Source organism: Streptomyces sp. NPDC015139 (genome assembly GCF_043079785.1).
Lineage (GTDB): Bacteria > Actinomycetota > Actinomycetes > Streptomycetales > Streptomycetaceae > Streptomyces > Streptomyces albidocamelliae.
This window is the reverse complement of record NZ_JBIBUW010000006.1, coordinates 1-16,821: the sequence shown is the minus strand read 5'-3', so window position 1 is coordinate 16,821 and position 16,821 is coordinate 1. Positions and strand designations below refer to the sequence as shown.

Annotated in this window: 15 protein-coding genes; 5 read left to right on the top strand and 10 right to left on the bottom strand. The window is 72.7% G+C overall.

The features are described from left to right. Window positions 1-59: 59 nt before the first annotated feature. Window positions 60-674, top strand: a complete 615-nt coding sequence (locus ACF08B_RS17640; RefSeq protein WP_392318157.1) for a LysE/ArgO family amino acid transporter — start codon at window positions 60-62, stop codon at window positions 672-674. Window positions 675-757: 83 nt separating this feature from the next. Continuing rightward, window positions 758-2,056, top strand: a complete 1,299-nt coding sequence (locus ACF08B_RS17635; protein ID WP_392318156.1) for an MFS transporter — start codon at window positions 758-760, stop codon at window positions 2,054-2,056. A gap of 40 nt (window positions 2,057-2,096) precedes the next feature. Here ACF08B_RS17635 and ACF08B_RS17630 read toward each other — a convergent pair whose 3' ends face one another. Further along, on the bottom strand, window positions 2,097-2,555 hold the full coding sequence (locus ACF08B_RS17630; protein WP_392318155.1) for a cyclic nucleotide-binding domain-containing protein: 459 nt from the start codon (window positions 2,553-2,555) through the stop codon (window positions 2,097-2,099). 269 nt (window positions 2,556-2,824) lie between these two features. Then, window positions 2,825-3,067 (bottom strand): hypothetical protein, encoded by a 243-nt coding sequence (locus ACF08B_RS17625; RefSeq protein ID WP_093698976.1) that lies wholly within the window; start codon window positions 3,065-3,067, stop codon window positions 2,825-2,827. Window positions 3,068-3,192: 125 nt separating this feature from the next. Between ACF08B_RS17625 and ACF08B_RS17620 the strand changes: the two genes are divergently transcribed. Continuing rightward, window positions 3,193-3,624, top strand: coding sequence for an ATP-binding protein (locus tag ACF08B_RS17620; RefSeq protein ID WP_392318154.1), 432 nt, complete (start codon window positions 3,193-3,195; stop codon window positions 3,622-3,624). Window positions 3,625-3,856: 232 nt separating this feature from the next. Continuing rightward, window positions 3,857-4,708 carry a SigB/SigF/SigG family RNA polymerase sigma factor gene (locus ACF08B_RS17615; RefSeq protein ID WP_392318153.1) on the top strand — a complete coding sequence of 284 codons (852 nt, stop codon included), beginning with the start codon at window positions 3,857-3,859 and terminating at the stop codon, window positions 4,706-4,708. Between the two features lie 24 nt (window positions 4,709-4,732). Here the strand turns inward: ACF08B_RS17615 and ACF08B_RS17610 are convergent, their stop codons facing one another. The 4 genes from ACF08B_RS17610 to ACF08B_RS17595 all read right to left on the bottom strand — a co-directional run bounded on the left by ACF08B_RS17610 (window position 4,733) and on the right by ACF08B_RS17595 (window position 11,252). Then, window positions 4,733-6,985 carry an FUSC family protein gene (locus ACF08B_RS17610; protein WP_392318152.1) on the bottom strand — a complete coding sequence of 751 codons (2,253 nt, stop codon included), beginning with the start codon at window positions 6,983-6,985 and terminating at the stop codon, window positions 4,733-4,735. A gap of 186 nt (window positions 6,986-7,171) precedes the next feature. Further along, the gene (locus ACF08B_RS17605; RefSeq protein WP_392318552.1) at window positions 7,172-8,548 is read right to left on the bottom strand and encodes an NAD(P)/FAD-dependent oxidoreductase; all 1,377 of its coding nucleotides are present in this window, start codon (window positions 8,546-8,548) and stop codon (window positions 7,172-7,174) included. 221 nt (window positions 8,549-8,769) lie between these two features. After that, window positions 8,770-9,204 carry an ATP-binding protein gene (locus ACF08B_RS17600; protein ID WP_392318151.1) on the bottom strand — a complete coding sequence of 145 codons (435 nt, stop codon included), beginning with the start codon at window positions 9,202-9,204 and terminating at the stop codon, window positions 8,770-8,772. A gap of 149 nt (window positions 9,205-9,353) precedes the next feature. Continuing rightward, on the bottom strand, window positions 9,354-11,252 hold the full coding sequence (locus ACF08B_RS17595; RefSeq protein ID WP_392318150.1) for an AMP-dependent synthetase/ligase: 1,899 nt from the start codon (window positions 11,250-11,252) through the stop codon (window positions 9,354-9,356). Between the two features lie 150 nt (window positions 11,253-11,402). On the opposite strand from ACF08B_RS17595, the gene ACF08B_RS17590 reads away from it, so the two are divergent. Next, window positions 11,403-11,636, top strand: coding sequence for a DUF6480 family protein (locus ACF08B_RS17590; RefSeq protein WP_093479804.1), 234 nt, complete (start codon window positions 11,403-11,405; stop codon window positions 11,634-11,636). Between the two features lie 9 nt (window positions 11,637-11,645). Here ACF08B_RS17590 and ACF08B_RS17585 read toward each other — a convergent pair whose 3' ends face one another. The 4 genes from ACF08B_RS17585 to ACF08B_RS17570 all read right to left on the bottom strand — a co-directional run. Further along, a complete protein-coding gene (locus ACF08B_RS17585) occupies window positions 11,646-12,734 on the bottom strand; it encodes a glutamate--cysteine ligase (RefSeq protein ID WP_392318149.1) in 1,089 nt (362 codons plus the stop codon). A gap of 93 nt (window positions 12,735-12,827) precedes the next feature. Continuing rightward, window positions 12,828-15,032 carry a 1,4-alpha-glucan branching enzyme gene (glgB, locus tag ACF08B_RS17580; RefSeq protein ID WP_392318148.1) on the bottom strand — a complete coding sequence of 735 codons (2,205 nt, stop codon included), beginning with the start codon at window positions 15,030-15,032 and terminating at the stop codon, window positions 12,828-12,830. A 4-nt stretch (window positions 15,033-15,036) separates the two neighbouring features. Beyond that, the gene (locus ACF08B_RS17575) at window positions 15,037-16,401 is read right to left on the bottom strand and encodes a maltokinase (RefSeq protein ID WP_392318147.1); all 1,365 of its coding nucleotides are present in this window, start codon (window positions 16,399-16,401) and stop codon (window positions 15,037-15,039) included. 30 nt (window positions 16,402-16,431) lie between these two features. Beyond that, a partial coding sequence (locus tag ACF08B_RS17570; RefSeq protein WP_392318146.1) for an alpha-glucosidase C-terminal domain-containing protein occupies window positions 16,432-16,821 on the bottom strand: 390 nt, incomplete at its 5' end.

Sequence of the window (16,821 nt, the reverse complement as noted above, 5' to 3'; positions counted from 1 at the left end):
AAGGATACGTAAAAATCTTTAGCTGTACTTGCCGAGCTCCGGTCCGTAGCGTCGAGCGCATGAGCAACGCCCTGACCGCCGCGGTCGCCGGATTCGGCACCGGCCTCTCCCTGATCGTCGCCATCGGCGCCCAGAACGCCTTCGTCCTGCGGCAGGGGGTGCGCCGCGACGCCGTCCTCGCCGTGGTCGGCATCTGCGCGCTGTCCGACGCGTTGCTCATCGCGCTCGGCGTCGGCGGCGTCGGGGCGGTCGTGGTGGCCTGGCCCGGCGCGATCGAGGCGGTCGGCGTCGTCGGCGGTGCCTTCCTGCTCTGCTACGGCGCCCTCGCCGCCCGCCGGGTGCTCCGGCCCGGTACCGGGCTGCGGACCGACGGCGAGGCGGCCGGTTCCCGCCGGCGGGCGGTGCTCACCTGCCTCGCGATGACCTGGCTCAACCCGCACGTCTACCTGGACACCGTGTTCCTGCTCGGCTCCCTCGCCGCCGACCGGGGCCCGCTGCGCTGGACCTTCGGGCTCGGGGCGGCGGCCGCCAGCCTGTGCTGGTTCGCCGCGCTCGGCTTCGGGGCCCGGCTGCTCGGCCGGTTCCTGGCGCGGCCCGGAGCCTGGCGGGTGCTGGACGGCCTCGTCGCCGTGACCATGCTGGCGCTGGGAGCCATGCTCGTCCTCGGATCCTGAGACCACGGGGTCGCTGTGCACGGGGGTTCCTGAGATGGTTAGGCTCGCGAAGAGAAAAGATGTAACGAGCAACCAGGACATCCGTGGACACGAGCGAGAGCAGTACCGGCACCGACAGGGACGCGTCGGCGGCCGAGGCCCCGCCGGGGCGCGGCTGGCGCCGCTGGGCGATGGACACCCGTCCCCTGCGCATCCCCGCCTTCCGGCGCCTGTGGTCGTCGACGATCGTCACCGCCGTGGGCAGTCAGCTCACCGCCGTGGCCGTGCCCAAGCAGATCTACGACATCACGCACTCCTCGGCCTGGGTCGGCTACGCGAGCCTCGCGGGCCTCGTGCCCATGGTGGCGTTCGCGCTGTGGGGCGGAGCCGTCGCGGACACCGTGGACCGCCGCAAGCTGCTGCTGGTCACCAACGGCGGTATCGCGGTGACCTCACTGCTGTTCTGGGCGCAGGCCCTCACAGGGCTGGACTCGGTCGTCGTCCTGATGGTGCTCCTGGCGGTGCAGCAGGCGTTCTTCGGCCTCAACTCCCCGGCCCGCAGCGCCTCCGTCGCCCGTCTCGTCCCGCCCGCGCAACTGCCCGCCGCCAACGCCCTCGGCTCCACGGTGATGCAGACCGGACTGGTGGCGGGCCCGCTGCTGGCCGGCGCCCTCATACCCGTCATCGGGCTGCCCGAGCTGTACCTGATCGACGCCCTGGCGCTCTGCGCGACCCTGTGGGCGGTGTACCGGCTGCCCGCGCTGCCGCCGCTCGGCGGTCCCGCCGCGCGCCGGGCGGGGCTGCGCGAGATCGGGGACGGGTTCCGCTACCTCCTCCTGCGCAAGGTGCTGCTGCTCTCCTTCCTCGCCGACATCGTCGCCATGGTCTTCGGCATGCCCCGGGCGCTGTTCCCGGAACTCGCCGCGCAGACGTACGGCTCCTACGGCGAAGGTCTGGCACTCGGCGTGCTGTTCGCGGGCATCCCGGTGGGCGCGGTGCTCGGCGGTCTGTTCTCGGGCGTGTTCTCGCGGGCCCGCCGCCACGGCCGGCTGGTCATCGGGGCGGTGGTCGGCTGGGGCGTGGCCGTCGCCGGGTTCGGCCTGAGCGGCAATCTGTGGATCGCCATGGCCTTCCTCGCGGCGGCCGGTGTCGCGGACATGGTCTCGATGGTGTTCCGCGGGGCGATCCTGCTGTCCGCGGCGACCGACGAGATGCGCGGCCGGATGCAGGGCGTGTTCACGGTCGTCGTCGCCGGCGGTCCGCGCCTGGCCGACGTGCTGCACGGCACCGCGGGTTCCGCCTTCGGCCCCCGCGCCGCCGTCGCGGGCGGTGGCGTCCTGGTCGTCGCCGCCATGCTGACGCTGGCCTTCGCCATGCCGGCACTGCGCCGGTACCGGATCTGACGGGGATCGGCCGGCCGGCCAGGAGGACGGCGGACCCCGCTCAGAGGGGTCCGCTGCGGCGGCGGGACGTGTACTGGTCCATCAGCTTGCCGCGGGTGGTCTCCAGGCGGTGGGCGAGGATCTCGGCCACCGTGCGCACCACGGAGAGGCCCAGCAGCGGGTCCTCCACGCACAGCGCCAGCACCGAGGGCCCGTCGAACTCGTAGGCCCGTACGTTGCTGAAGGCGACCGCGCCGAAGTCCCACTCGTACGGCGGGAACAGCCAGGACCAGCCGAGCATGTCGCCGGCGCCGAGCGTGGCCACGGTCACCTGCTGCCGGGAGGTGACCTGCTGGTCCAGGTGGACCGCGCCCGAGCGGATCACCCAGAACCGGTCGGCCGTGCCGCCCGCCTCGAAGATGCGGCTGTCCTCCGCGAAGGACACCTCCTTGGCCAGCTCCATCAGGCGCTCGCGCTGGGGCTGGGGCAGGGCCGTGAGCAGTTTGATCGCTTTGGTCATGGCGCGGGGCTCCTCGCCGGCGGCGGATGGGGTGCGGTGCTCAAGCCCATTTCAGCCGCTGCGGCCGCCCCGGGCACCTCGAAGGACGCCCGCCCCGGTCCGTCCGCCCTGCCGCGGACGGCAAAAAGCCCTGGCTGGACGGGGGAGACCAGCCAGGGCCGTATGCGGTGACGCGCGAGGAGGGAGGAAGGACGGTTCCGGTCCGCTCCGGCATCACGTATGTATGAACGATAAACCATCTGGCGTACTTACCGGTAATCGGACACGTCTCATGTGACCTGCCTCACTCCGCCCGCCGTCGGCGGGGCCGCGCCGGGGTTCACGATCTCCTCCAGGACCAGCTGCACCGCCTCGTACGCCCGGGCCCGGTCCGCCGCCTCCCGGGCGCCGTCCGGATCGGTGGCCGTCAGGCTCTGCGCGCGCTCCCGCCAGGCACGTTCCTCATCGGCGGCACGCTCGCGGCCCCGCTGGATGCGCCGCAACAACTCGTCCGCGTCCACGACATCGGTCATGACCACCGCCTACCCGGCCGGGCCCGGGTGATGACAACCACACCGACCGTGTTTGACCGCGCCCACAGAGGTCAGCCGACAGAGGAGCGACCACACCATTGCGGGCGGCGTGTGAGGAGGAAGGGATGCGCGACAACCACCGGGCCGGCGCCATCGCCGCACCGAGGGAACCGCGTCCGCTGCCGTGCCGGCCGGCCGACGCCCGCAGAACGGTACGGCGGGCGGTCACCGAGGGTTGCCGGGCCCGGGCCGTGCGATGCGCTCCGGAGGTCATGGAGGACGCCCTGCTGGTCACCTCGGAGCTCGCGACCAACGCCATCCTGCACGGCGGCGGCATCACCGGCTTCGACGTGGACGTCGACTCGCGCGGCGTGCGGGTCTCGGTGAGCGACGGCAGCGACGAGGTCCCCGTGGCGCTCGCGACCGCGGACGAGCACGGCCGCTCCCTGCCGCACGGCCGCGGCTGGCCCATCATCTGCCGGCTGGCGCGGGACATCAGGGTCGCCGAGCTGCCCTCCGGCGGCAAGCGCATCACCGCCGTCGTACCGCTCGGCTGAAGCGGTCGGCGAAGTTCCGCTCACCCGCGTTTGCCGCCAGGGCCGCAGGGCAGACGGAATCTCGTGCTTCGGACCGGAGGCGCGCGCCCAGCGGGAGCAGTACGACCGCCTGGGCCCCCTACCGGCGGGCCAGGTGGTTGTCACCCGGGGCGAACCCTGACACCACCGTTCGGGCCGGGACCTGGAACCTGTGTTCCACCCGCGCCCTGAAACCCGTTCAGGAGCGATCCGCATGCTGACCGACCTGTCGACGAGCCGTTCCGGCACGCCCGCCACCACCACCGCCGCGGCCCCCGCCCGGCGCAGCCACGACGACGCCCCCGACACCGCGGAGCTGTTCGCCCGGCTCGCGGAGCTGGACGACGGCCCCGAGCGGGACGCCGCGCGCGACGAACTCGTCAACGCCTGGCTGCCCATGGCCCACCGGATCGCCGGCCGCTTCCGCGACCGCGGCGAGTCCGTCGAGGACCTGCGCCAGGTGGCCGCGCTCGGGCTGGTGAAGGCGATCGACCGGTTCGACCCGTCCCGGGGAGCCTTCGAGAGTTACGCCGTGCCGACCATCACCGGAGAGGTCAAGCGGCACTTCCGCGACCGGATGTGGGCCCTGCGGGTGCCGCGCCGGGTGCAGGAGCTGCGCAACCGGGTGCGCGTCGCCCGCCGGGAACTGACCCAGCACCCGGGCAGCCCCGAACCCACGACCGCCGCCGTCGCCGCGCACACCGGACTCACGGAGGAGGAGGTGGCCGCGGGCATGGAGGCGCTGGAGAGCTTCAGCACCCTCTCGCTGGACGCCGAACTCTCCACGGGCGACGACGGCTACAGCCTCGCCGACACCCTCGGCGCGGCCGACACCTCCTACGACGTCGTGGTCGACCGCGAGGCCGCCAAGGAGGGGCTGCGCCGCCTGCCCGAACGCGAACGGGCGATCCTCTACATGCGCTTCTTCGAGGACATGACGCAGAGCCGGATCGCCGACCAGCTGGGCATCTCCCAGATGCACGTCTCCCGGCTCATCAGCCGCAGCTGCGCCCGCGTCCGCGACGAGGCGATGGGCCGCCGCGCGGGCGGCGACGGACCCGTATGAAGCCCGCCGCCCGCCTCCGCGGTGTCACTTCGCCGGCTGCGCCGTCGTGCTGACACCCAGCGGCCGGCCCAGACCGGACACCGCCTCGTCCAGCCGCTGCAGATGGCGCAGCACCCGGTCGGTCACCCGCCCGTAGCGCGGGGTGCGCAGGGTTCCCGGCTCCAGCATCGACGCGATGCTGGGGCCGGTCCGCGTCCGGGCCTCGGACCGCGGATCCGCCACGTGGCCGGCGATCGCCTCGATGTTGTGCACGATCCGCCCGCACGCCTGGCGCAGCCGGGGGTCCGCCGCGATCGTCGGATGCGTCGGCAGCAGCTCGGCCGTGGCCGCCAGCGAACGCGCGTGGTAGGCGCACGTCTCCAGCAGCGCCACCACGTACCGTGCGGTGGCCCGGCGGGCGCGCATCGGAGTGATCGGATGCGTCAGCGGCTGGACGGCCGCGCGCAGGTCCGCCAGCGCCTGGTCCAGCTCCCGGGCCTGCTCGACCAGATCGGCGCCGGTGCCGCCGCTCAACTGCTCCACGGCGCCCCGGGTGACGTCGGCGAGCCGCTCCAGGACCGTCACGAGGAGCTCGTTGGTCCGGCGGTCGGTGTGGATCGGCAGCACCAGTGCCGCCGCGAACACCCCGCAGGCCGCGCCCAGCGCCGTCTCCTCCACCCGTAGCACCAGCACCGCCATCGTGTACGTGTTCAGCAGGGTGTACAGCAGTCCCAGCATCGCCGTGACGAAGAACGACATCAGCGTGTACGACAGCGGTGCGGTGTAGAACATCGCGAAGACGAACAGCAGCACCAGCCCGAACGCCGTCCAGGTGTGGTTCCCCACCAGCCCGGCCAGCAGGATGCCGGCCACCACGCCCAGCATCGTGCCCAGCAGCCGCCGGTAGCCCTTCACCAGGATCTCCCCGGTGGAGGCGGTGTTGATGAACACGATCCAGCAGGTCAGCACCGCCCAGTACCAGCGCTGACTGGACAGCAGTTCACCGCCCGCGATGGCCAGCGCCGAACCGATCGCCACCTGCACGGCGGCCCGGGTGGTGGGCCGGCCGAGCCCGGTCGGCTCCGGCTCCTTCGGTTCGTCCTCCTCGCTGCTCTCGATCGCGGCGTCCTCGGCCTCCAGTTCCTCCCGGGAGCGGGCCGTCGCCGGTGTGTCGTCCGACTCGTCCTGCGGCCCCTCCAGCGCGGTCCGCAGGCCGAGCACGGCCCGCGCCGCCTCACCGAGGCCGCGGAAGACGTCCTGCACGGCCGGGGCGGCCTTCGGCAGGTTCTCCTCCTCGCGGTAGCCCAGCAGCCGGTTGCGCACGTGCGCCAGCGCCGTCCCCGACGCCTCGCCCAGCGGCCGCAGCACGAGCAGCCGCAGCGCCTCGAGGTCCCGGCGCAGCACGGTGATCGCCTCGTCCCGCACCGGCAGCTCGCCGCCCGTCGGCAGGGGAGCGCCGGGCAGGTGCAGGGTCAGGGTGTCCGTCCGCTCGGCACTGCGCGCGGTGAGCAGCAGCAGCCCCAGCCGCTCGGCGGCGATCTCCGCGTCCGCGATCCTGCGCTGCAGCAGCCGTGCCGTCGCCTCGTCGGAGGTGCCGTCCTCCAGCCGCCCCTGGATCATCAGCGCCGTCTCGTGCAGCCGGGCCGTGCGGGTGCGCAGGTCCTCCAGGACCTTCTCCACCTCGCCGGGGCCCGCGTCCAGCAGCTCGACCTGACTGGCGATCAGCTGGCCGAGCCGGGCGCGGAAGGCGCGCCGCAGCCGGTCCAGGGTGCCCGTCGGGGTCTGCGGCAGCAGGACGAACCGGACGACGGCGCTGCACACGAACGCCACCGTGAGCACGCCGTAGAGCGCGGGCAGCGTCGCCGGGGCGGCACCCACGAACAGGGAGAGGAAGTAGACCTGGAAGCCGATCAGGCCCAGTGCCGTGCCGCGGTCGCCGAAGCGGCGGCTGTAGACGGCGCAGAAGATGAGGGCCACGAAGAACAGGTCGCCCGCGACGACCCGTTGGCTCAGCAGCGCGCCGAGCGACACCGAGGCGAGCGCCACGGGCAGGCCGAGCGCGAGGGTGACGGCCTGGCCCGAGCGCTGCTTCTCCCGGATGGCGAAGGTCGAGACCATCGCGGCGATCGCGCCGGCGACCAACTGGGGTGTCGGCACGCGCAGCAGCCCGAGCACGGCCAGCGTGAGGGCGATGGCGGCGACCGTGCGCAGCCCCGCGGTGAGTCTGAGCAGACCCGGATCGGACGCGGCGAGCCGGTCCCATGTACGTGCCCACCCGGACCGAACCGCTTGCCTCACGCTGTCGTGCTCTCTCCCGTGCCGTCGAACGATCTACGACCCAGCATGGCACGAGTGGCCGGACCGCCCGCCGTCGGCCGGCGTCGCTGCGCCCGGCGCGTTGCCGTGACCCGCGGGACGCCGGCACCGCGGAAGGCCGCCGGCCCGGTGGAAGGGGCCGGCGGCCTCCCGGCGGTCCGCGTCAGCTCACGACTGCTCGAGCGCCTTGCCCTCCACCCGGGCCCGCACCTGCTCCGGCGTCAGGTACGAGTCGGTGAACTCGAAGTCCTTCAGCCGGGCCGGCTTGCGGGCCTGGAAGCCGGTGCGGACGAAATCGTCGCCCGCCACCGCGTTCAGCAGCCAGTTGGTCATCACGCGGGCCTTGGCGACATTGGTGCGCAGCGCCCCCCAGTGGTAGCTGCGGGCCACCACCTGGGCGGGCAGGCCCCGCAGTTCGATGCCGAGCGGCTTGGACACCGCGTCCTTGCCGCCGAGGTCGACGACGAGGCCCAGGTCCTTGTGCACGTAGGGCGCCATCGGCTGGTTGCGCAGGGTCGCGATGACGTTGTCGGCGACCTTGCGGCCCTGCCGCATGGCGTGCTGTGCGGTGGGCGGGCAGACCGCGCCCGGCACGCCCTTGGCCTCGTCGGGCACGGCGGCCGCGTCCCCGAGCGCGAACACCCCGTCGTGACCCGGCAGGCACATCTCGGCGGTCACCGCCAGCCGGCCCTTGATCGTCTCCGCGCCGAGCGTGGCGATCAGCGGGCTCGCGACCACACCCGCCGTCCAGATGAGCGTGTGCGTCGGTACCACCCGGCCGTCGGTGAACGTGACCTCCTCGCCGGTCGCCTTGTCGATCGACACCCCGAGCGAGACGTCGATGCCGCGCCGCTTGAGGATCTCCTGCGCGCTGCGGCCGAGCTTGTCGCCCAGCTCCGGCATGAGCTTGGGCGCGATGTCGATCAGATGCCACTTGATCAGGCCCGGATCCAGCCGCGGGTAGCGCTGCACGGCGGCGTGCGTCAGCCGCTGCAGGCAGGCGGCGGTCTCCGTGCCGGCGTAGCCGCCGCCGACGACCACGAACTGCAGACGCGCCGCCCGCTCGGCCGGGTCGTCGCTGGCGTCCGCGAGGTCGAGCTGCGAGATGACGTGGTCACGGACGTACGCGGCCTCGGCGAGGGTCTTCATCCCGAAGGCGTGCTCGGTCAGCCCGGGGATGTCGAAGGTGCGGGTCACGCTGCCCGGCGCCAGCACGATGTAGTCGTACGGTTCGTTGACGATCTTGTCGGTGATGGTGCGGACGACGCACACCTTGGCCTTCAGGTCCACACCGATGGCGCCGCCCGGAATGATCCGGGTGCGGTACTTCTTGCTGCGGCGCAGCGAGAGGGCGATCGACTGCGGCGTCAGCACGCCGGAGGCGACCTGGGGCAGCAGCGGGAGATAGAGCTGGTAGGCGTAGGGCGTCACCAGGGTGACGTCGGCCTCGTCCGGGGACAGCTTCCGCTCCAGGCGGCGGATGCAATCGACTCCGGCGAAGCCCGCGCCAACCACCAGGATCCTGGGTCGTGTCACGGTGTTCATCCCTTTCTGCGGCTCCAGGCGGTCCGACTTGACGCCGTTCGCGTGCCCCGGATCGCTGCGCACCAACACCGATCCCACCGTGACCCCAGCCGTTCCGGCAGCTGGGGTGCGGCAGGCAGACGAACGCGTGGGCACCAGCATGCCCCCACTCGGCACGGAGTAACCGGTTGTCGCGCGGATACACGTCGTACACGCGTCGGATCCGGCGGACCGCCGCGGTGTCACCAGGGCAGGAAGACGTGGATGTCCTTGCCGTGGTCGTGTACGACGACGCTGACCTGGGTGCACAGCGTGTGCACCAGATGCCAGCCGATGCCGCCGCCGCCCGTGCGCGGGTGGAAGGGGCGCGGCTCCGGCTTGGTCGTGCTCGTGTCGCGCATCGTGACGTGTACTCCGTCGAAGGTGCGGCGCAGGCGCAGGGCGAACGGCCCGGGCGCGTACTGGATCACGTTGGCGGCCAGCTCGGTGACGACCAGCAGGATGTCGTCCCAGTACTCGTGCGCGCCCGGCGGGGCGTTGCCGGCCAGGACGCAGAGGAAGTCCTCCGCGGCGGACCGCGCCTCCGTGACGTTGCGCAGCTCACCCGCGAAGGAGAACGTACGCTCGTACGTCTCCTCCGAAGGTGGTGTGTCGTCCCAACGCGGCTCCGTCGCCATCTCGCATTCTCCGGTCCCGGCGGCAAGGGATTCCGAACCCCTCCGACCAGGAAGGTCGTCGTTGCTGATCTCCTCGTGTGTGGCGGGTTCCCACAGCGGCACAGGCTATCCGTTCACCCCTGCCCGGTGTTCGGGAGGATCGCACCCGATCAGCGGAAGACGTCGTCCGGCTCGTCCCAGTCGGCCTGCTCCCGAGGCCCCCTCCGGGCCTGCGACCGGGCCTCGTACATCGCCTCGATCTCCGCGGCGCAGTGCCGCACGATCGCGTCCCTGCGCAGTTTCATCGACGGAGTGAGCAGTCCGTTGTCCGGGGCGAACGGCTCCGGCAGGACCCGGTAGACCCGGATGGACTCCGCCCGGGACACCGCGCTGTTCGCCGAGGCCACGGCCCGCGCGAGCTCCTCCCGCAATGCGTTCTCCTCCCGCGCCTCACGGCCCGGCAGATCGCCCGGCAGCGCCAGCACGGCCCGCCAGTGCGTCAGGAACTCCGGGTCCAGGGTGATCAGAGCGCCCACACAGGGCCGGTCGTCGCCGATCACCACCGCCTGGTGGACCAGTGGATGCATGCGCAACCGCTGCTCCAGCGGGGCCGGGGCCACGCTCTTTCCGCCGCTGGTGACGATGATGTCCTTCTTGCGCCCGGTGATCGTCAGATAGCCCTCGGAGTCCAGCCGCCCGATGTCCCCGGTGGCCAGCCAGCCACCGCGCAGCGCGAAACGGGTGGCCCCCTCGTCGCTGACGTAGCCCTGGAACACCGACGGCCCCCGCACCAGGATCTCCCCGTCGTCGGCCACGTGGACGTCGGTGCCCGGCAGCGGCCGGCCCACCGTCCCCGACTTCTCCCGGCCCAGCGGCTGCATGGTGATCCCGCCGGAGGACTCGGTGAGTCCGTAACCGTCGTGGACGTACACGCCGATGCCCTCGTAGAACAGGGACAGTTCGCGGCTGAGGGAGGAGCCGCCGGAGGTGCCGCGCAGCACCCGGCCGCCGAGGGCCGCGCGCAGCCGGCGGTACACCGTCCGCTCGTACAGAGCGTGTTGCAGTCTGAGGTCGAACCCGGGCCCCGCGCCGCCGCCCAGCCGACGGCGTTCCTCGGCCGCGGCGAAGTCCCGCGCGGTCTGCGCGGCCCGCTCGAACAACGCGCCCCGGCCCGCCTGTTCGGCGGCGCGCAGGAAATTCTTGTACAGCTTCTCGAACACCGACGGCACCCCGTACAGGTACGTCGGCCGGAACGTGGTCAGCGCCGACGACAGGGCCGCCTCGGTCATCTCCGGCTCGTGCGCCATCAGCACCCCGCCGCGCACACACGTCAGCATGATCATGATGCCGTAGACGTGCGAGAACGGCAGGAAGGCCAGCACCGACGGCTGTTCGCCCGGCGGGGCCGCGGTGTGCAGCCACCCGGCCAGCAGGACGTCACAGGGGTAGGCGAGCCCGCGGTGGCTCAGCGCGCAGCCCAGCGGGCGTCCCGAGGTGCCGGAGGTGTACACGATGGCCGCGGTGGAGTCCGGCAGCACGATCCGGCGCAGCGACTCCACGGTCGTGTACGGCACGACCCCGCCCCGCTCGGTGAGTTGCCGCAGCGCGCCCGCGTCGAGCTGCCAGACGTGCCGCAGTCGCGGCAGCCGGGTGCACACGGTCCCCACGGTCATCACGCCCTGCTCGTCCTCGACGACCACGGCCACGCAGCCGGCGTCCCGCAGGATCCACTCGACCTGCTCCCGCGCCGACGTCGGATGGATCGGCACGACCTCGGCGCCGACGGCCCACAGCGCGTGGCAGAGCACCGTCCACTCGTAGCGGGTCCGGGCCATCAGGGCCACCCGGTGCCCGGGCGAGATCCCGGCGGCGACCAGCCCCTTGGCCAGGTCGGTCACCTCGTCCCGCACCTCGACCGCCGTCACCTCCTCCCACACGGTGGCCGCGGGGTCCGCGCGGCGCGCGAGGAGGGGCAGGGTCGGATCACGGTCCGCGAGGTCGAAGACGCTGTCGGCGAGGCCGCCGGCGATCGGCGAGGTGACGTCTGGAGCGAGGGCGACGTCCCGCATGCGCTGCTCCCGGGTGTACGGAGGGTCACGCCGCCGAACGGCTCGGTGTCGGCGGTGCTCGAATGTAGCCCAGGTGACCGCGTTCGGTGACGGGAACGCCGAAGTCGTGATCGGCTGATGATGTGGGCGTGTCCTGGGGACTCGGCAGGCATGAGCCATGTGAACCCCGATCCGGAACCCGAACGCACCACGGGGCTGGAACCCGGAGGAGGCGTACCGCCGGGCGAGACCCCGCCCGCGGAGAGCAGCATGCCCGAGGCCGGGCCCAGGGAGCCGCAGGCGCGGAGCCGGGGCTGGGCCAAGGCGCCGATGACGCTGATCCTCGTCCTCGTCGCCCTGATCGCGGCCTTCTTCCTGGTGTACGCCCTGGTGCTGATCCTGTGAGCGTGCCGCTCAGGCCTGGGTGAGCCGTACGCACCCGGTGACGACGTCCCGCAGGCTGTCGGTGCGCGCCAGCAGCCGGCGCTGCTCACGGGCGCCGTTCCCGGTGCGCAGCAGTTCCCGGACGGCCCGGTCGGCGCGGTCCGCGTCGCCGCTGCCGGTGAGCGCGTCCCCGCAGTGCTCCAGCAGGGAGCGCACGACCTGCTCGGCGGGCTTCGGCAGCAGCGTCACCGGATCCAGCAGGTCGTCCTCCAGACCGAACCGGGCGGCGTACCAGTCCGCCAGCCTGAGCAGGCTCACGCTGGGGTCCGGCGCCGGCCGTCCCGCCCGCCAGTCCCGCGCGGCGGTCTCCACGAGGGCACGGCTGAGCGTGGCGATCAGCACGGCGGTGTTCGCACACAGGCAGACGTCGGCCACCCGGATCTCCACCGTGGGGTAGCGGGCCGACAGCCGGGCGTCGAAGTAGACCATGCCCTCGTCCAGGATGGCCCCCGTGGCGACCATGTCGGCCACCCGCCGGTGATAGCGCTCGGCGGTCTCGAACGGCTCCGTGGGACCGGCCGACGGCCAGCGGTTCCACACCCGGCTGCGGTAGCTGCCGTAGCCGGTGTCCTGGCCCTGCCAGAACGGGGAGTTGGCGCTGATCGCGCGGAGCACCGCCAGCCACGGGCGGATCCGGTCCAGGACGGCGACGCCCTCCTCGTCGGACTCCACCGACACATGGACGTGGCAGCCGCACACGAGCTGCTCCCACGTGGGTATCCCGTACCGATCGGCCAGCCACCGGTACCGCTCGTTCATGCTGAGGGAGGGGCTGACGGACAGGGGGGAGGAGGCCAGCGCGGCGACCGCGCACCCGATCTCGCCGGCGTGCCGGGCCGCCTCCTTGCGGCAGCGGACGATCTCGTCGCCCAGGTCCGCCATGTCCGCCTGCGGATGCGTGGCGAACTCCAGCATCTGCCCGAACAGCTCCTTCTCGAAGACGTCCTGGCCGGGATCGTCCTGGGCCGCCCGGGCGAGGACGGGCGCGGCAAGCGCCCTCGGATCGCCGGTGTCCGGATCGACCAGGAGGAGTTCCTCCTCCACTCCGACGGTGCGCACGTGGTGCCGCCCTTCTGCCAGTGCCACGAGGGGCAGTCGCGGGTCGTTACGACCCCCGAATGCCCCTGGCGCGGCAGCCGACACCTACGGCCATCAGTGCTCCGGTGCCAGCCAGACGGTGGCGAGCGGCGGGAGGGTGAGTTCCAGGAACCCGTCCTCGGGCTTGAGCGGTCCGCCGGAGCCGACCCCGCCGCCGCCGTACCGGACGTCGTCCGTGTTCAGCTCCTCCTGCCAGGCGGGCACCTCGTCGGGCACCCACACCCGGTAGCCGTGCCGGACGACGGGGGAGAAGTTCGACACCGCCAGCAGCGGGCACCCCTCACGGTCGTGGCGCAGGAACGCGAACACGTTGTCGTCCGCGGCGTCGCACAGCACCCAGCGGAAGCCGGCCGGGTCGGTGTCCCGCTGCCACAGCGCCGGCGTCGCCCGGTACCGCTCGTTCAGGTCCCGCACCAGCTGCTGGACACCGCGGTGGTCGCCGGCCGAGTGGTAGCCGTCGTCGAGCAGCCACCACTCGGGGCCGTGCGCCTCCGACCACTCCGCTCCCTGGGCGAACTCCTGCCCCATGAAGAGCAGCTGCTTGCCCGGGTGCGCCCACATGAAGCCGAGGTAGGCACGGTGGTTGGCGCGCCGCTGCCACCAGTCGCCCGGCATCTTCGACACCAGGGCCTGCTTGCCGTGGACGACCTCGTCGTGGGAGATCGGCAGGACGTAGTTCTCGCTGTAGGCGTACACCATCGAGAACGTCATCTCGTTGTGGTGGTACTTGCGGTGCACCGGCTCCTTCTGGACGTACTCCAGGGAGTCGTGCATCCAGCCCATGTTCCACTTCAGCCCGAACCCGAGCCCGCCGCCGTCCGTCGGCCGGGTCACGCCGTCCCAGGCGGTGGACTCCTCGGCGATGGTCACCACGCCCGGGCAGCGCCGGTACACCGTGGCGTTCATCTCCTGCAGGAAGGCCACCGCGTCGAGGTCCTCCCGCCCGCCGAAGACATTGGGCTCCCACTGGCCGGAGTCCCGCGAGTAGTCGAGGTAGAGCATCGAGGCGACCGCGTCCACGCGCAGCCCGTCGATGTGGAACTCCTCGCACCAGTACACGGCGTTGGCGACGAGGAAGTTGCGCACCTCGGTCCGCCCGTAGTCGAACTCGTAGGTGCCCCAGTCGGGATGCTCGGCCCGCCGCCAGTCCCCGGGTTCGTACAGCGGGTCGCCGTCGAACCGGCCCAGCGCCCAGTCGTCCTTCGGGAAGTGCGCGGGCACCCAGTCCATGATCACGCCGATGCCGGCCCGGTGGAGCGCGTCCACCAGGTACCGGAAGTCGTCCGCGGAGCCCAGCCGGGGCGTCGGCGCGTAGTACGAGGTGACCTGGTAGCCCCAGGAGCCGCTGAACGGATGCCCGGCGACCGGCATCAGCTCGACGTGCGTGAAGCCCATCGCCCTGACGTACGCGGGCAGTTCGTCCGCCAGCTGCCGGTACGACAACCCCGGTCGCCAGGAGGGCAGATGCACCTCGTACACCGAGAACGGCGCCTCGTGCACGGGCGTGTCCCCGCGGTGCGCCATCCACTCCGCGTCCCCCCACTCGTGGCGCGAGGCGGCCGTCACGACCGACGCCGTGTCCGGTGGCACCTCCGTGCCCCGTGCCATCGGGTCCGCCTTGAGGAAGCGGTGGCCGTAGCGGGAGGTGATCTCGAACTTGTACCGGGCGCCCTCGCCGATCCCCGGCAGGAACAGCTCCCACACCCCGGACGCGCCGAGCGAGCGCATCGGGTACTGCGTGCCGTCCCAGTACGTGAACTCCCCGGCCACCCGCACGCCCTGGGCGTTGGGCGCCCACACGGTGAAGCGGGTGCCCGCCACGCCCTGGTGGGTCATCGGCTCGGCGCCGAGCGCCCGCCACAGCTGCTCGTGCCGGCCTTCGCGGATCAGGTGCAGGTCCAGCTCGCCGAGGGCGGGCAGGAAGCGGTACGGGTCGTGCACCTCCTGCTCCGCGTCGTCGTACGCCACCAGCAGGGTGTACGACGGGACCTCGGAGTGCGGGAGCACGGCCGCGAAGAGCCCGTCGCCCTCCGACTCCAGAGCGGTGCGCCTGCCGTCGATCACGACGCTCACCGCGCGGGCGTTCGGGCGCAGGGCGCGGAACAGGGTGCCGCCCGGGACCGGGTGGGCGCCCAGCAGGGCGTGCGGATCGTGGTGCGCACCGCCCAGCAGACGGCCGCGGTCGGCGGGGTCCGGCGGGGCGGCCGCGGCCGCCCCGGGGCCGGCGGCCTCGGGACGTGTGGTGTCGCGCAGTGCCATGACCTCAGCCTCCCCACACGGCGAGTCGCTTGATCGCCGCCATCGGTACCGGCAGCCAGTCGGGCCGGTGTCTCGCCTCGTACAGCACCTCGTAGACCGCCCTGTCCGTCTCGTGCGCGCGCAGGAGCGCGTGCTTCTTCCGTGGATCCCAGCCGGCACGGGCCGCGTAGCCCGCGCAGAACGCCTCCCGGCAGCGGCGCGCCCATTCGGGTCGCCAGGGGCGGCGCTGCCGGGCCGCGTAGTCGAAGGAGCGGAGCATCCCCGCCACGTCCCGCACCGGGGACTGGGGGGCCCGCCGCTCGGACAGCGGCCTGGACGGCTCGCCCTCGAAGTCGATGACGAACCAGTCGCGGCCGGCCCGGAGTACCTGTCCGAGGTGCAGGTCGCCGTGGATGCGCTGGGCGGCCGGCCCGGTGTCGCACGTGGCCAGCGCCCCGAATGCGGTCCTCAGACCCGGTACGAAGGGCCGCAGCCCGGGTACGGCGTGCGCGGCGGCGTCCAGCCGCGCGCACATCGCCTCGGCCGTCCGGCCGTTCTCGCCGGGCCCCGCCGGCGGGAAGGCCTCCGCCAGCGCCAGGTGCACCTCGGCCATGGCCCGGCCGAGTTCGTGGGCCTCGTCGGTGAAGTCGTCACCCGCGGCGAGCGCGCGCAGCGCCAGGGTCCAGCCGTCGGTGGCGTCCGGCAGGAAGGGCTGGAGCACGCCGAGCGTCGCGGGCTGCGGCTCGGTCGTGCCGAACCAGGCCACCGGCGCCGGCACCCGGGTGCACCCCTGCGCGGACAACGCGGCCGACACCTCGAGGTCCGGGTTGACGCCGGGCTGGATGCGGCGGAACAGCTTCAGGATGTACGCGTCGCCGTACACGATCGACGTGTTGGACTGCTCGGCGTCCAGCAGCCGCGGCGGCAGCCCCCCGGGCAGGTGCGCGCCCGGATCCGCCTCGAAGCGCAGCGGGCCCGCCGCGCCGGGCTGCCGCAGCCGCTCCAGCAGCAGGTTCGCCGAGCGGGGGTCGTGCAGCGCGTCGTAGACCGCGAGCCCCGCCAGCGGGCCCTCCACCGCCCGCCCGAGGTACGCCCGTTCGAGCCGCGGCACCGGGTTCTCGCGCAGCCCCAGCAGCAGCTGGTAGCAGTCCCCGGGCGGGGGAGTGCCGCCGGGCGTGGGCACGGGCGCGTGGGAGGCGTGCACCAGCAGGTGCAGACAGCCGGGGAACAGCTCGGTCACGGACAGCACCGACAGCTCGGTGACCGGCCGGTCCTTGCCCGCGAACCAGCGTTGCCTCGGCAGCCACTCGCGCAACAGCGCCCCGAGCGAGACCAGGGGGCCGTCGACCCCGACGGCGGTTCTCGGTCGGGGAGTGATGGTCTTCGGCATGGTGACGCGTCCTTTCCTCGGCGCCGGGGTTCAGCGGCGGCGGCCGATGCGGGATGCGACTCGGGTGAGCCGGAACCAGTAGAAGCCGTGGCCTTGCAGGGTGAGCAGGTAGGGCAGTTCACCGATCGCCGGGAAGCGCACGCCGCCGATCAGCTCGACGGGGTGCCGTCCGTCGTAGGCCCGCAGGTCGAGCTCGGTGGGCTGGGCGAAGCGGGAGAAGTTGTTCACGCACAGCACGAGGTCGTCGCCGTACTCGCGCAGGAACGCCAGGACCGCCGGGTTGGAGGACTGCAGCTCCGTGAACGACCCCAGTCCGAAGGCGGGGTTCTGCTTGCGGATCTCGATCATGCGGCGTGTCCAGTGGAGGAGGCTGGACGGGGAGGACATGGAGGCTTCCACGTTGGTGACCTGGTAGCCGTA

Excerpts from the sequence above, each read along its gene's own strand:
- ACF08B_RS17620 (WP_392318154.1), top strand. The coding sequence starts at position 3,193 with ATGCGCGACAACCACCGGGCCGGCGCCATCGCCGCACCGAGGGAACCG.
- ACF08B_RS17590 (WP_093479804.1), top strand. The coding sequence starts at position 11,403 with ATGAGCCATGTGAACCCCGATCCGGAACCCGAACGCACCACGGGGCTG.
- ACF08B_RS17625 (WP_093698976.1), bottom strand. The coding sequence starts at position 3,067 with ATGACCGATGTCGTGGACGCGGACGAGTTGTTGCGGCGCATCCAGCGG.
- ACF08B_RS17630 (WP_392318155.1), bottom strand. The coding sequence starts at position 2,555 with ATGACCAAAGCGATCAAACTGCTCACGGCCCTGCCCCAGCCCCAGCGC.
- ACF08B_RS17595 (WP_392318150.1), bottom strand. The coding sequence starts at position 11,252 with ATGCGGGACGTCGCCCTCGCTCCAGACGTCACCTCGCCGATCGCCGGC.
- ACF08B_RS17600 (WP_392318151.1), bottom strand. The coding sequence starts at position 9,204 with ATGGCGACGGAGCCGCGTTGGGACGACACACCACCTTCGGAGGAGACG.
- ACF08B_RS17575 (WP_392318147.1), bottom strand. The coding sequence starts at position 16,401 with ATGCCGAAGACCATCACTCCCCGACCGAGAACCGCCGTCGGGGTCGAC.
- ACF08B_RS17605 (WP_392318552.1), bottom strand. The coding sequence starts at position 8,548 with ATGAACACCGTGACACGACCCAGGATCCTGGTGGTTGGCGCGGGCTTC.
- ACF08B_RS17640 (WP_392318157.1), top strand. The coding sequence starts at position 60 with ATGAGCAACGCCCTGACCGCCGCGGTCGCCGGATTCGGCACCGGCCTC.
- ACF08B_RS17615 (WP_392318153.1), top strand. The coding sequence starts at position 3,857 with ATGCTGACCGACCTGTCGACGAGCCGTTCCGGCACGCCCGCCACCACC.
- glgB (WP_392318148.1), bottom strand. The coding sequence starts at position 15,032 with ATGGCACTGCGCGACACCACACGTCCCGAGGCCGCCGGCCCCGGGGCG.